The organism is Streptomyces sp. NPDC030143, from assembly GCF_055573695.1.
In genome coordinates this window covers 1-12,405 of record NZ_JBVIAY010000024.1, presented here as the reverse complement: position 1 = coordinate 12,405, position 12,405 = coordinate 1, and the positions used below count along the sequence as shown (strand labels likewise).

Annotated in this window: 17 protein-coding genes; 15 read left to right on the top strand and 2 right to left on the bottom strand. The window is 72.5% G+C overall.

The window, feature by feature from the left end:
• The first annotated feature begins 116 nt into the window (after positions 1-116).
• From fabG to ACZ4YY_RS30835, 10 genes are all read left to right on the top strand, one after another.
• Positions 117-860, top strand: coding sequence for a 3-oxoacyl-ACP reductase FabG (fabG, locus tag ACZ4YY_RS30880; RefSeq protein WP_468297817.1), 744 nt, complete (start codon positions 117-119; stop codon positions 858-860).
• Between the two features lie 10 nt (positions 861-870).
• On the top strand, positions 871-2,349 hold the full coding sequence (locus ACZ4YY_RS30875) for a peptide MFS transporter (RefSeq protein WP_468297815.1): 1,479 nt from the start codon (positions 871-873) through the stop codon (positions 2,347-2,349).
• A gap of 128 nt (positions 2,350-2,477) precedes the next feature.
• Positions 2,478-2,798: a TcmI family type II polyketide cyclase gene (locus tag ACZ4YY_RS30870; protein WP_468297812.1), complete on the top strand. Its 321-nt coding sequence runs from the start codon at positions 2,478-2,480 to the stop codon at positions 2,796-2,798.
• A 74-nt stretch (positions 2,799-2,872) separates the two neighbouring features.
• Positions 2,873-3,298 (top strand): cupin domain-containing protein, encoded by a 426-nt coding sequence (locus tag ACZ4YY_RS30865; protein WP_468297809.1) that lies wholly within the window; start codon positions 2,873-2,875, stop codon positions 3,296-3,298.
• On the top strand, positions 3,295-4,560 hold the full coding sequence (locus ACZ4YY_RS30860; RefSeq protein ID WP_468297807.1) for a beta-ketoacyl-[acyl-carrier-protein] synthase family protein: 1,266 nt from the start codon (positions 3,295-3,297) through the stop codon (positions 4,558-4,560). The genes ACZ4YY_RS30865 and ACZ4YY_RS30860 overlap by 4 nt, the downstream gene beginning before the upstream one ends.
• Positions 4,557-5,768: a ketosynthase chain-length factor gene (locus ACZ4YY_RS30855; protein ID WP_468297804.1), complete on the top strand. Its 1,212-nt coding sequence runs from the start codon at positions 4,557-4,559 to the stop codon at positions 5,766-5,768. Before ACZ4YY_RS30860 ends, ACZ4YY_RS30855 begins: the two co-directional genes overlap by 4 nt.
• Positions 5,769-5,824: 56 nt before the next feature.
• Positions 5,825-6,076: an acyl carrier protein gene (locus ACZ4YY_RS30850; protein WP_468297800.1), complete on the top strand. Its 252-nt coding sequence runs from the start codon at positions 5,825-5,827 to the stop codon at positions 6,074-6,076.
• Between the two features lies 1 nt (position 6,077).
• Entirely contained in the window at positions 6,078-6,548 is a 471-nt protein-coding gene (locus ACZ4YY_RS30845; protein ID WP_468297797.1) for an SRPBCC family protein, read from the top strand.
• Entirely contained in the window at positions 6,545-6,877 is a 333-nt protein-coding gene (locus ACZ4YY_RS30840) for an antibiotic biosynthesis monooxygenase family protein (protein ID WP_468297794.1), read from the top strand. Before ACZ4YY_RS30845 ends, ACZ4YY_RS30840 begins: the two co-directional genes overlap by 4 nt.
• Before the next feature lie 16 nt (positions 6,878-6,893).
• The gene (locus tag ACZ4YY_RS30835; RefSeq protein WP_468297791.1) at positions 6,894-7,328 is read left to right on the top strand and encodes an SCP2 sterol-binding domain-containing protein; all 435 of its coding nucleotides are present in this window, start codon (positions 6,894-6,896) and stop codon (positions 7,326-7,328) included.
• Positions 7,329-7,410: 82 nt separating this feature from the next.
• On the opposite strand, the gene ACZ4YY_RS30830 is transcribed toward ACZ4YY_RS30835, so the two are convergent.
• Both ACZ4YY_RS30830 and ACZ4YY_RS30825 read right to left on the bottom strand, forming a co-directional pair.
• The gene (locus ACZ4YY_RS30830; RefSeq protein ID WP_468297789.1) at positions 7,411-8,151 is read right to left on the bottom strand and encodes a SchA/CurD-like domain-containing protein; all 741 of its coding nucleotides are present in this window, start codon (positions 8,149-8,151) and stop codon (positions 7,411-7,413) included.
• 88 nt (positions 8,152-8,239) lie between these two features.
• On the bottom strand, positions 8,240-8,686 hold the full coding sequence (locus ACZ4YY_RS30825; RefSeq protein WP_468297787.1) for an anthrone oxygenase family protein: 447 nt from the start codon (positions 8,684-8,686) through the stop codon (positions 8,240-8,242).
• A 203-nt stretch (positions 8,687-8,889) separates the two neighbouring features.
• Here ACZ4YY_RS30825 and ACZ4YY_RS30820 point away from each other — a divergent pair, with 203 nt between their 5' ends.
• The 5 genes from ACZ4YY_RS30820 (at position 8,890) to ACZ4YY_RS30800 (ending at position 11,947) form a co-directional block, all read left to right on the top strand.
• Complete coding sequence (locus ACZ4YY_RS30820) at positions 8,890-9,354, top strand: anthrone oxygenase family protein (protein WP_468297784.1); 465 nt, start codon at positions 8,890-8,892, stop codon at positions 9,352-9,354.
• An 83-nt stretch (positions 9,355-9,437) separates the two neighbouring features.
• The gene (locus ACZ4YY_RS30815) at positions 9,438-10,490 is read left to right on the top strand and encodes a methyltransferase (protein WP_468297781.1); all 1,053 of its coding nucleotides are present in this window, start codon (positions 9,438-9,440) and stop codon (positions 10,488-10,490) included.
• An 80-nt stretch (positions 10,491-10,570) separates the two neighbouring features.
• Entirely contained in the window at positions 10,571-11,320 is a 750-nt protein-coding gene (locus ACZ4YY_RS30810; RefSeq protein ID WP_468297778.1) for an SDR family NAD(P)-dependent oxidoreductase, read from the top strand.
• A 1-nt stretch (position 11,321) separates the two neighbouring features.
• Positions 11,322-11,633, top strand: a complete 312-nt coding sequence (locus ACZ4YY_RS30805) for an antibiotic biosynthesis monooxygenase family protein (protein ID WP_468297775.1) — start codon at positions 11,322-11,324, stop codon at positions 11,631-11,633.
• Complete coding sequence (locus ACZ4YY_RS30800) at positions 11,630-11,947, top strand: antibiotic biosynthesis monooxygenase family protein (RefSeq protein WP_468297772.1); 318 nt, start codon at positions 11,630-11,632, stop codon at positions 11,945-11,947. The genes ACZ4YY_RS30805 and ACZ4YY_RS30800 overlap by 4 nt, the downstream gene beginning before the upstream one ends.
• Positions 11,948-12,405 lie beyond the last annotated feature (458 nt).

Genomic DNA, 12,405 nt, shown 5'->3' with positions numbered 1-12,405 from the left:
CGCAGCGTGCCGTGTCCCCTTCGAGCCTGCCTTGAGCCCGGTGGCCGATGCTTTCGACGCTTTCGACGGCTGTGGCGGCGGGCCCGGCCGAACCTGCACACGGGAAGGGGCACGGTATGGCCGAGAGGCGTTGCGCGCTGGTGACCGGCGGCTCACGAGGCATCGGACGCGCGATCGCGGTACGACTCGCACAGGAGGGCTACGACATCGGGTTCTGCTCCCGCTCCGCCGACGAGGCGGCTCTGGAGACCACCCGGCTCGTCGCCGAGACCGGGGCGGCGGTCCACCACGTCGTCTGCGACGTCACCGACGCCGAGGCGGTGCGCAGATTCACCGGCGAGACCGAGGAGAAGCTCGGTCTGCCGCCGTACGCGGTGGTCAACTCCGCCGGTGTGCTGCGCGACCGTCCGATGGCGCTGATGGCGGAGGAGGACTGGCACTCGGTGGTCGGCACGAGCCTGGACGGCGCCTTCCACCTGTGCCGTGCCGTGCTGCGCGGCCTGATCACCCGCAGGGCCGGCGCCGTGGTGAACGTCTCCTCGGTGATCGGCGTGTACGGCAACCCCGGCCAGGCCAACTACGCGACGGCCAAGGCGGGGCTGAACGGCCTGACCCGCGCCCTCGCCAAGGAGGTCGCCCCCTACGGGGTGCGGGTCAACGCCGTGGCGCCGGGCTTCATCGAGACCGACATGCTCGACGGCATGACGGACAAGGCCCGTCAGGCCGCCCTCGGGAAGGTCGCCATGGGCCGCTTCGGCAGTGCCGAGTCCGTCGCCGGACTGGTCGCGTTCCTGCTCTCCGACGCCGCCGACTACATCACCGGCCAGGTGGTGCAGATCGACGGCGGGATCTCGCTGTGAGGGGGCGGACGTGACCGCGCACGGCACCACCACCCGGGGCCCGGCCGCGGACGGCGCCACCCGGCCCGTGCGGGCGCTGTTCCGCGAGCGCTGGTTCAGCACCCTGTTCATGACCGACATGTGGGAGCGGTTCAGCTTCTACGGCATGCAGGCGCTGCTCTTCCTCTACGCCACCGCGCCGGCCGCCGAGGGCGGACTCGGGCTGTCGGACGGCATGGCCGGCGCGCTCTTCGGGCTGTACATCTCGGCGTCGTTCCTGGCGGCCATGCCGGGCGGCTGGCTCGGCGACCGGGTGCTCGGCACCCACCGGGCCATGCTGAGCGGCGCCCTCGTCATCGCGGCCGGGCACGCCTGTATGGCCGTACCCGCCCGCACCACCTTCTACCTGGGGCTGCTGCTGGTCGCCTGCGGGACGGGGCTGCTCAAACCCAACCTCCCCGTGATGTTCGACCAGATGAACCCGGGGGCGGGCAGCGCGCAACGGCAGGCGGCCTTCTCCGTGTTCTACATGAGCGTCCAGGTCAGCGCGCTCATCGGCCCGCTGGTCACCGGCGCCCTCGGCGAGCGGGTCGACTGGCACCTGGGCTTCGGCGCGGCGGCGGTCGGCATGGTCCTCGGCGTCCTGCAGTACCTGCACGGGGCGCCCACGCTGCGCGGGGCACGGACGGGGCCCGCCCATCCGCTGCCGCCCGCCGCGCTGCGCCGGCTGGTGCGCGGCGCCTGGGCGGCGCTGGCCGGCGTGATCCTGCTGGTCACCGCGGTCGTGGCGGCCGGCGGACTGCCGCTGCGCCCCGTGCTGGCGCTGTGCGGACTGGCCTCGCTGGTGCTGCCCGTCTGGTACTTCCGGCGGCTGCTGCGCGGGGCCGAGCTGGACGAGGCCGAGCGCGAGCGGGTCCGCGGCTACCGCAAGATCTTCGTGCCGTCGGTGCTCTTCTGGGCGATGTACGGCCAACTCGGCTCGGTGTTCAGCCTGTTCGCCCGCGAGCACACCGACCGGGAGATCGCCGGATTCACCGTGCCGGCGAGCTGGTTCCAGTCCGCGCACCCGCTGTTCCTGCTGCTGCTCGCACCGCTCTTCGCCTGGCTGTGGCTGCGGTTGGCGGCGGGCACGGCCCTGGTGCGCAAGTTCGCGGCCGGACTGCTGTGCGCGGCCGGTGGCTTCGCCGTCCTCGCGGTCGGCGCCTGGTTCGCGGAGGACGGCGACCTGCGCGTCTCCGCGCTCTGGCTGCTGGCCGCCTTCCTCTGCATGACCTGCGGCGAGCTGGTGTTCGGGCCCGTCGGGCTGAGCACGACGGCGGAGAGCGCTCCGCAGGGGCACGGCAGCCGGATGATGGGCCTGTTCTACCTGGGCGCCGCGCTCGGCGCCGGGGCGGGCGGCCAGCTCTCGCACCTCGTGGGGGTCCTGCCGCTGTGGGCGTACCTGGTCGGCTTCGCCGCCACGGCCACCGTCACCGCGGTGCTGCTCTTCCGCAGAACGGCTCAAATCTGACGTCGAGTTGCCCTGGACGAGGCCTCAAGTCGTCCCGTCCAGCATCAAAAGCGGCAGGTCCGACCGCTTACGGACCCGCCTGACGCCCCACGGACCCACCGCTGCGGGCGCTACCCGAAGGAGTCCCCATGGCGCATCGCACGCTCATCGTCGCGCGGATGCAGCACGACGACGCCGACAAGGTCGCCGCGCTCTTCGCCGAGTCGGACGCGACCGAGCTGCCCCACATGATCGGCGTCCAACGGCGCACGCTCTTCCGCTTCCAGGGCCTGTACTTCCACCTGGTGGAGGCCGAGCAGCCCATCCGCGACAGCCTCTACCGGGCCCGCAGCCACCCGCTCTACGAGGACATCAACACCCGGCTCCAGGAGTTCATGACGCCGTACTCCCCGACCTGGCGTGAACCCAAGGACTCGATGGCCGAGCCCTTCTACACCTGGACCGCGTGAGACCGAGCCGTCCGCCGACCCCCGGCCCGCCCTCCCCACGCGGTCCGGGACACACGTCCCCACCTGGAGCACTTATGCAGACCACCGACCTCATCAAGGTCGCCGTCGACGACGTACCACCCAACCGCAAGCGCGGTGGTGACCTGCGTGTCCTGCTCAGCCCGAAGACCTGCGGGGCCACCTCGGGGTTCATGGGCGTCGGCACGCTGGAGCCCGGCGAGTTCGTCTCCGAGCACTACCACCCCTACTCCGAGGAGTTCTTCCACGTCATCCGCGGCCGGCTGTTGCTGCGCGTCGACGGCCGGGAGCTGGAGCTGGAGCCCGGCGAGTCCTTCATGGTCCCCATCGGGGTGCGGCACCGTATCGAGAACCCGGGCACCGAGCAGGCGTTCGTCGCCTTCTTCCTCAGCCCGCTCGCCCCGCGCCCCGAGCTCGGGCACGTCGACTGCGAGCCGCTGCCCGGCGAGGGCACGCTGCCCGAAGTGGGGGGTGCCTCGTGACCGGACGCGCGGTGATCACCGGCATCGGTGTCGTCGCCCCCGGACAGCCGGGCCGTGAGGCGTTCTGGGAGATGATCGTCAAGGGCCGCACGGCCACCCGGCGCATCACGCTCTTCGACCCGACACCGTTCCGCAGCCGGATCGGCGCGGAATGCGACTTCGACCCCGAGCGGTCCGGACTGTCGTACCAGGAGATCCGGCGCACCGACCGGGCGGGCCAGTTCGCGCTGGTCGCCACCCGGGAGGCGCTGGCCGACAGCGGGCTCGACACCGACGCCGAGAACCCGCACCGGATCGGCGTGAGCGTCGGCAACGGTGTCGGCAACGCCATCTCCATGGAGCAGGAGTACCGCACGGTCAGCGACAACGGCCGGCAGTGGCTGGTCGACCAGGGCTACATGAAGCCGCACCTGTACTCGTACGTGATGTCCAGCTCACTGGCGACAGAGGTGGCGTGGGCGGCCGGGGCCGAGGGCCCGGCGACCGTGGTCAGCTCGGGGTGCTGCGCGGGCATCGACGCCGTCGGGTACGCCGTCGACCTGATCCGCGAGGGCTCGGCGGACGTCATGGTCGCCGGCGCCACGGACGCGCCGATCTACCCGATCACCGTGTCCTGCTTCGACACCCTGCGCGCCTCCTCCACCAGCAACGACGATCCGGAGCACGCCTGCCGTCCGTTCGACAGGCGGCGCAACGGGCTGGTGCTGGGGGAGGGGTCCGCGGTCTTCGTGATCGAGGAGCTGGAGCACGCCCGGCGCCGGGGCGCCCGGATCTACTGCGAGGTGGCGGGCTACGCGGCGCGTGCCAACGGCTACCACATGACCGGTCTGCGTCCCGACGGGCGCGAGATGGGCGAGGCGATCACCGCGGCGCTCGACGAGGCCCGGATCAATCCCGACGAGATCGACTACGCCAACGCCCACGGCAGCGGCACCAAGCAGAACGACCGGCACGAGACCGCCGCCTACAAGCGCAGCCTGGGCGAGCACGCCTACCGCATCCCCGTCAGCTCGATCAAGTCGATGGTCGGGCACTCGCTGGGCTCGATCGGCTCGATCGAGATCGCGGCCAGCGCCCTGGCCATCGACCGGGGCGCGGTACCGCCCACCGCCAACTACGAGGAGCGCGACCCCGAGTGCGACCTGGACTACGTGCCGGGCATCGCGCGGGAGGCGGAGCTCGACGTCGTCCTCAGCGTCGGCAGCGGCTTCGGCGGGTTCCAGAGCGCCGTGGTCCTCACCTCCCCGAGGAGGATCGGGTGAGCGCTCCCGTCATCACCGGACTGGGCGTGGTCGCGCCCAACGGACAGGACCGCGAGACCTGGTGGCGGGCCACCCTCGACGGCAGGTCCGGCCTCGGCCGCATCAGCCGCTTCGACCCGGACCGCTACCCGGTGCGGGTCGCGGGCGAGGCCGTCGGCTTCGACCCGGCCGAGCACGCGCCGCAGCGCCTGGTCAGCGAGACCGACGCCATGACGCAGTACGCCTTCGCCGCGACCAACGAGGCGCTGGCCGACGCCGCCGTGGTGCCCGAGGACTTCGCCGACCTGGACATGGCGGTCATCACCGCCAACTCCTCGGGCGGCGTCGAGTTCGGCCAGCGCGAGCTGCAGAAGCTGTACCGCGAGGGCCCGCAGGCCGTGGGCGCGTACATGTCCATCGCGTGGTTCTACGCGGCGACGACCGGGCAGTTGTCCATCCGGCACGGGATGCGCGGCCCTTGCGGGGTGCTCTGCTCGGAGCAGGCCGGCGGGCTGGACGCGCTGGCCCAGGCCCGGCGGGTGCTCGACAAGGGCACCCGGCTGGTGCTGTCGGGCGGCACCGACGCCTCGCTGTCCCCCTACGGGCTGGTCTGCCAGCTCTCCAACGGACGGCTCAGCGAGGAGCACCGGCCCGAGCGGGCATACGTGCCCTTCGACCCCGAGGCGCGCGGCTACGTACCCGGCGAGGGCGGCGCGATCTTCGTGGTGGAGAGCCGCGAGGAGGCCCGCGCCCGGGAGGGCGTCCGGATCTACGCCGAGGTCGCCGGCTACGCCGCCACCTTCGATCCGCGCCCCGGCTCCGGCCGTCCCCCCGGACTGCGCAGGGCCGTCGAACTCGCCCTCGCCGACGCCTCGTCGACGCCCCGGGAGATCGACGTGGTGTTCGCCGACGGTTACGGCGTCCCCGAGCTGGACCGGCAGGAGGCCGAGGCCCTCACCGAGGTGTTCGGCCCGCGGGCGGTCCCGGTGACCGTCCCCAAGACCATGACCGGCCGGCTCTACGCGGGCGGCGCGGCGCTCGACGTGGCCGCCGCGGTGCTCGCGCTGCGCGACCAGGTGATCCCGCCGTCGGTCAACGTCCGTCCCGACCCCGAGCACCGGCTCGACCTGGTCGTCGACCGGCCCCGCGAGGCCCGGCTGCGCACCGCGCTGGTGCTCAGCCGCGGCTACGGCGGCTTCAACGCGGCCGTGGTGCTGCGGACCGCCTGACGCCCCGCTCCACTCTCCGCACGACGTCACCCATCACCCGTAACCAGGAGGAACCCATGCCTGCCACCATGACCTTCGACGACCTCAAGGCGGTCATGAGCCGGTGCACCGGCGACGCCGAGGAGCTCACCCCGGACAACCTCGGTACCGCCTTCACCGACATCGGCTACGACTCGCTCGCCGTCCTGGAGATAGCCAGCCAGGTCCAGCGCGAGTACAACCTGCAGATACCGGACGAGGCCATCGAGAACATGAACTCGCCCCAGGACGTCATCGACTACGTCAACACCAGCCTCTCGGCGGTCTGACATGGCGCTCACCGACAACACCGTCGTCATCGACGCGCCCATGGAGCTGGTGTGGGAGATGACGAACGACGTCGAGTCCTGGCCCCGCCTGTTCTCCGAGTACTCCGCGGCCGAGATCCTCGGCCGCGACGGTGCCACCGTGCGCTTCCGGCTCACGCTGCACCCGGACGAGAACGGGGCGGTCTGGAGCTGGGTCTCCGAGCGCACGCCCGACCCCGTGACCCGGACCGTGCGGGCGCGGCGGATCGAGACCGGCCCCTTCGAGCACATGGACATCTTCTGGACCTACACCCAGACCGACGCCGGCGTGGAGATGCGCTGGCGCCAGGAGTTCGCGGTCCGCGCCGGACTGCCGTTCGGCGACCCGGAGATGACCGAGCGGCTGAACACCAACACCCGCCGGGAGATGGCCAGGATCAAGAAACTGGTGGAGGAGGCCGCCGCGGCGCGCCGGACGGCGGTCCGGCCGTGACGGCGGCGCCGGCCGGGCTGCGGGTCCTGCTGCGGATCCGCATCGCCCCGGGGCACGAGGCCGCGTTCGAGGAGCTGTGGCGCCGACACGCCCAGACCGTGCGCCGGTTCCCGGACAACCACGGCCAGCAGCTGCTGCGCGACACCGCCGAGCCCGGCGGCTACACCGTCCTGACGGACTGGACGGACGAGCCGTCCTTCCGGGCCTTCGAGCGCAGCGACGAGCAGCAGGCGTACCTCAAGGCGCTCTGGCCGCTGCGCGAGAGCGGCGACATGCGGCTGCTCGAACCGCTCCACGCACTGTCACCGGCCGCGACGGCCGAAGCCTAGGTTCCGGGAGGAACGGATGAGTGTGCAGCAGGAACAGGTGACCGAACTGATCGAGCTGGTGGAGTCCGTGCCGGCCAAGGAGCTGGAGGCGGCGGTGGCCGTGCGCGAGGGCGGCCTCGACGGCGCCCTGACGCTGATCTTCGAGCTGCTGGTGTCGGAGTTCAACCCCGAGAAGGCCAAGGGGCAGGGAGGCGTCTTCCAGTTCGACATCGCCTCCGGCGAGGGGCCGAAGCTCCACTACGTGCAGGTCGAGGACGGCACCTGCCGGACCGACAAGGGCCGGCACGACAGCCCCGACATCACCATCGGGATCAAGTTCCCCGACATGCTGGCCATGGGCGTCGGCAAGCTCCCCGGCGCGAAGGCCTTCCTGACGGGCAAGCTGAAGCTGCGCGGCAGCCCCCTGATGGGCACCAAGCTCGGCGAGTGGTTCGACCACCCCGAGGTCTGACGCGGCACCGCCGCCCGCGCTCGACACCAGAACCGCCGCCGGGCCACTGGCCCGGCGGCGGCTTCGCGCTGCGCGGTGGACGTCAGTCGACTCCCAGGACGGACATGTGCGCGATGGACAGCATGGCCTGCTCGTGCACGAGGGCCAGATACGCGTCCGGGTGCGCGGGCCGGGAGGTGTCCAGCAGGTAGGGCTCCAGCCAGGTCTCGGCCTCCGCGCTGAAGCAGCGGTCGGTCAGATAGCCGACGACGTCGTACGGGTGGCCGTCGTACTGGACGACCCGCACCAGGGAGTCGTCGTGCAGGAAGAGCGCCGTGCGCACGATCGTCGGGTGCTCCGGCGACAGCAGCAGCGTCGCCCGGCGGTTGGCGGTGGCGCGCGTCGCGGCCAGTTCGGCGCCGGCGCCCCGGCGCAGCGGATAGCGCAGGGCGACCGTGCCGACGGCGGGCCGCTCGTCGGGGCTGTGCTGCTCCAGCACGGTCATGAAGCTGCGGTGGAAGTGCCGCCGGAACCCCTCCGGCGTCTCGGTGTCCCGAGACTCGGCGAGGTAGGGCAGGATCGCCCGCTCGGCCTCGTGCACCCCTTTCTGCACCGACATGTGCCGGGCGATCCGGTCGGCCGAGACGCCGTCGTGGTGGATCACCCTGACCAGGGTGTCGCCCTGGACGAAGAGGCCGGTGCCGAGCAGCATCCCGACGGTCTCGCCGGAGGCGTCCTTGATGACGGGCGAGTCGACCCGGGTGAAGTTGCGCGGGGCGAAGACCTCCGTGAGCTCGTCCTCGTGGCCGGGGCGGACCCGGTAGGTGATGGCGTTCAGGGGCATGGGATCTCTCCTCCTCGTCGACGCTCCCTGCGGACGCGTCGACGGCCTTCGTGGAACGGGTAGCGGAACACCGCTAGCCCGGGTGGGGTCAGGAAGCGGCGAGCGCGGCCACGGTCACCGTGACCAGGGCCAGCGCGGCGAGTGCCGTGCGCAGCCGGTGCCAGGCGCGCCACAGCGGCCGAGGGTCCTGCCACGGACCCTCGGCGGCGAGCCCGGCCAGCGAGCGGTTGATCGGCACGTTGCCGAGGTGCGAGACCGCCTGCACGCCGATGAGCAGCACCGACGCCGTCGGGAACAGCGCCCGGCCGGGCCCTTCGGCGAGCACGGCGAGGGCGAACCCGCTGAGGGTCACGACATTGACCAGGATCGGCATCATCGGGTGGTAGCCCTTGCCCAGCAGGGCGTGCGCGCGGAGGTATTCGGCGCGGCCCATGGCCGACATGGCGGGCGCCACACTGACCAGAACCGCCACGAAGATGCCCGTCACGGTTCCCGTTCCGATCAGCACGACCCCGGTCAGTACTTCCTTGAGCATCACGACTCCCGGTCCGTGGTGGATGTACCGGTCACCCTGGCCCCACCTGCTCGATTCACTGTGGAGGGGTGCTCGACGGCCCCGGCCGCGCGCCCCGTTCCGGCCCGTCGAGCCGTCTTCGAGTCCCCTTCGACCTGGCCCTCCGAGAGTCGGGGCAGCGGTCCGCCGTATCGGGCGGCGGCCAGGTCGGGAGGGTGACTGTGGTGGATCCCGTGCAGGTACTGATGCCCGCGGCGCTGCTCGCCGGCGGTCTCGCGGCCGGCGGTCTCGCGATCTCCGTGCTCGCGGCCCCGCTGTTCACCACGCTGCCGACCGGGATGTACGTCCCGGTGCACAAGGGCCTCGTCACCCGCTTCGACCCGTTCATGCCGGTGTCGTTGGTGAGTTGCCTGCTGTGCGACATCGCCCTGGTGGCCACGGCCCCCGGCACCGCCGTACGGCTGCTCGCGGCCCTCGGGGCGCTGCTGCTGGCCTCGGCCATGACCGTCTCGCTCACCAAGAACGTGCCGATCAACCGCTGGCTGTCGACGCTCGACCCGCTCCACCTGCCCGCAGACTTCGACCGCCGCGACCCGCGGGATCGCTGGATCCGCTGGAACCGGGTGCGGGGCGCGTTCGCCGTCGCGGCGCTGCTGGCGAACGTCAGCGCCGCGGCCGTGCTCATCTGACGCCCCGTCGACCCCGCCCGGCCGCCCGCCCCGCAACCGAACGTCCTCACGTCACGACCGCCCTAGGAGAAGGTGTGGACACCATGACCGCAGTGGTCGGCCCGGCGATGACCGCCGCGCTGCCGCCTCACGTACGGCTCCTGCTGCTGACCGACGGCAAACGGATATCCCGGGTGCTGCACGTCGTCGCCGAGCTCGGGATCGCCGACGAACTGGCCGGCGGCCCGCTCGCCGTGGCGCAGCTCGCCGAGCGGACCGGCACCCACGCCGACTCGCTGGGGCGCGTACTGCGCGTCGCCGCGGCCTTCGGCGTCTTCGCCGAACAGCCCGACGGGCGCTACGCGCTCACCGACATGGGCGAGGTGCTGCGCGCCGACGTGCCCGGCAGCCAGCGCGACATGGTGCTCTACAACGGCGACGAGATGCTGTGGCGTTCCTACGGGGCGCTGATGCACACCGTGCGCACCGGGCAGCCCGCCTTCGAGGCCGCCTACGGGCACGGCTTCTTCGAGCACCTGGAGCAGGACCCGCAGGCGGGCGCGCTGTTCGACCGGGCGATGACCGGGATGAGCCGGGCCACCACCCGGATGCTGCTCGACAGCCACGACTTCGGCCGCTTCGCCCGGATCGCCGACGTCGGGGGCGGGCGCGGCTACTTCCTCTCCGAGCTGCTGCGGCGCCACCCCGAGGTGCGCGGCACGCTCGTCGACCGCCCGACCGTGGTCGCCGAGGCGCACAAACTGCTCGACGAGGCCGGTGTCGCGGACCGCGCCGAGGTGGTCCCCGGCGACTTCTTCGCGGAACTCCCCACCGGCCATGACGCCTACGTGCTCAAGGCCGTCCTGCACGACTGGGACGACGAGCGGGCCGTCGCGATCCTCGGCCGGATCCGCGAAGCCCTCGCCGGAAACCCCGACGGCCGGCTGCTGATCTGCGAGTTCCTGGTCGGCCCGGCCAACGAGTGGGACCGCGGCAAGCTCCTTGACCTGGACATGCTCATCCGGTTCGGCGGGCGGGAGCGCGGCGAGGCCCAGTGGCGGGCGCTGCTGGCCGAGGCGGGCTTCGAGTGGGTGAACGAGCCGGTTCCCGGACGTTGGGCGGTCCTGGAGTGCCGTCCCGTCCCGCCCGCCCGGTGAACAGCACACACGGACCGACGAACCGTACGGACCCGTACGACTCGACCGCGGCCACGGTCGCGAGGGAACGGAGGACGACAATGGAACTTCGACTGGTGGGCAAGAACGCACTGGTCACCGGCGGCAGCCGGGGCATCGGGCGGGCCGTCGTGCTGGCGCTCGCCAAGGCGGGCGCCTCGGTGGTGACCTGCTACCGGCAGGAGGGCGAGGCCGCGGAGAGCCTGGCCCGTGAGCTGAAGGAGATCGGCGGCGAGCACGCCCTGGTGCGCGCCGACGTCGGCACGGCCGAGGGCGTCGAGACCCTCCTCACGGAGGTCCGCGAGCGCTTCGAGACGCTGGACATCCTGGTCAACAACGCCGGTGTGATCAGCCAGGTGCCCTTCGCCCAGCTGCCGTTCGAGGAGTGGGAGCGGGTGATCAGCACCAACCTCACCGGCCCGTTCATGGTGATCAGCAAGGCGCTCCCGCTGCTGCGCGAGGGCTCGTCGGTCATCAACGTCGGCTCGCGCGGGGCCATGGCCGGCATTCCGCTGCGCGGCCACTACACCGCCTCCAAGGCGGGCCTGGTCGGTCTGACCCGTACGCTGTGCAAGGAACTCGGCGGCAAGGGCATCCGGTTCAACGTCGTGGCCCCGGGCGTCATCGACACCACCGACCCCGACGAGCTGACCGACGAGCAGCGCGCCGCCTACGACGAGCGCTACCTGCGGATGATGGCCCTCGGCCGGTTCGGACGCCCGGAGGAGATCGCGGGCGCCGTGCTGTTCCTGGCGAGCGACCTGTCCACGTACGTCACCGGCGAGACGCTGCACGTCGACGGGGGTGTCTGAGGTGGCGGCACAGGCCGGGGCCTTCCGGGTGCTGCTGACCGTCCAGGTCAGGCCGGGCCTCGAGGCCGACTTCGAGAAGGTGTGGGCCGAGGGCAGCAAGGAGGTCACCGCCCAGCGCGCCAACCTGGGCCACACCCTGGCGCGCAGCGCCCAGGAGGCGTCCGTCTACTACGTGGTGAGCGACTGGACCGACCGGGACTCCTTCCTGGCCTTCGAGAGCAGCGCCGAACACGTCCGGCACCGCGAGAAGCTGCACCCGTACCGCACCGGCGGCTCGCTGGCGATGATGCACCTGGTGGAGGTCGCCGGATGACCGGAGTGCCGGGCCGGGTGCGGATCCTGCTGTACCTGCGGGCCACGCAGGAGCAGGTGCCCGCCGTGGAGGAGGCGTACCACCGGATCAGCAAGGACCTGGCGGGCACACCCGGCCTGCTGGGCAACGAGCTGCTGCGCGACATCACCGACGACGGCGCGTACGCGGTGCTCAGCGAGTGGGAGAGCATGGCCGCCTTCCGCGACTGGGAGGCCGGCGCCGGCCACCGCGGGACGACCTCACCGCTGCGGCCCTATCAGGACGCCGCCCGGACCAGCCCGTTCGCCCTGTTCGCGGTGGAGGCGGGGTACTGACGCGCCACCGACCGTTCCCGCACCGTGCCGTGAGGAGCACCGCTCCTCACGGCACGGTCGTCTGTGCGGTCCTCCGCGCGCGTCTGTGGGGTTCTCCGCGCGCGCGTCTGTGGGGTTCTCCGCGCGCGCGTCTGCTCGGGCAGCGAGCGGCGTGGGTGTCGGCGTCGGGCTCGGGCGGCGGGCAGCGTGCGCGTCGGCGCCGAGCGGCGAGGGGGGGGGAGCACGGGCGGCCGGGGGCGGTGGCAGGAGCGCGGGCGGCCGGGGGCGAGGGTGGGAGCGCGGGCGGCCGCGGGCGGTGGCGGGAGCGCGGGCGGCCGGGGGCGAGGGCGGGGCGGCCGGGGGCGAGGGCGGCCGGGGGCGGGGACGGAAAGCGGGGGGGGGGGGGGGGGGGGGGGGGGGGGGGGGGTGGGGGAGGGGGGGGGGGGGGGAGGGGGTGGGGGGGGGGGGGGAAGGGGCTG

What these genes read in the sequence shown, in the direction of transcription:
- fabG (WP_468297817.1), top strand. Translation starts at nt 117, where the DNA reads ATGGCCGAGAGGCGTTGCGCGCTGGTGACCGGCGGCTCACGAGGCATC.
- ACZ4YY_RS30870 (WP_468297812.1), top strand. Translation starts at nt 2,478, where the DNA reads ATGGCGCATCGCACGCTCATCGTCGCGCGGATGCAGCACGACGACGCC.
- ACZ4YY_RS30865 (WP_468297809.1), top strand. Translation starts at nt 2,873, where the DNA reads ATGCAGACCACCGACCTCATCAAGGTCGCCGTCGACGACGTACCACCC.
- ACZ4YY_RS30850 (WP_468297800.1), top strand. Translation starts at nt 5,825, where the DNA reads ATGCCTGCCACCATGACCTTCGACGACCTCAAGGCGGTCATGAGCCGG.
- ACZ4YY_RS30845 (WP_468297797.1), top strand. Translation starts at nt 6,078, where the DNA reads ATGGCGCTCACCGACAACACCGTCGTCATCGACGCGCCCATGGAGCTG.
- ACZ4YY_RS30835 (WP_468297791.1), top strand. Translation starts at nt 6,894, where the DNA reads ATGAGTGTGCAGCAGGAACAGGTGACCGAACTGATCGAGCTGGTGGAG.
- ACZ4YY_RS30830 (WP_468297789.1), bottom strand. Translation starts at nt 8,151, where the DNA reads ATGCCCCTGAACGCCATCACCTACCGGGTCCGCCCCGGCCACGAGGAC.
- ACZ4YY_RS30825 (WP_468297787.1), bottom strand. Translation starts at nt 8,686, where the DNA reads ATGCTCAAGGAAGTACTGACCGGGGTCGTGCTGATCGGAACGGGAACC.
- ACZ4YY_RS30815 (WP_468297781.1), top strand. Translation starts at nt 9,438, where the DNA reads ATGACCGCAGTGGTCGGCCCGGCGATGACCGCCGCGCTGCCGCCTCAC.
- ACZ4YY_RS30810 (WP_468297778.1), top strand. Translation starts at nt 10,571, where the DNA reads ATGGAACTTCGACTGGTGGGCAAGAACGCACTGGTCACCGGCGGCAGC.
- ACZ4YY_RS30800 (WP_468297772.1), top strand. Translation starts at nt 11,630, where the DNA reads ATGACCGGAGTGCCGGGCCGGGTGCGGATCCTGCTGTACCTGCGGGCC.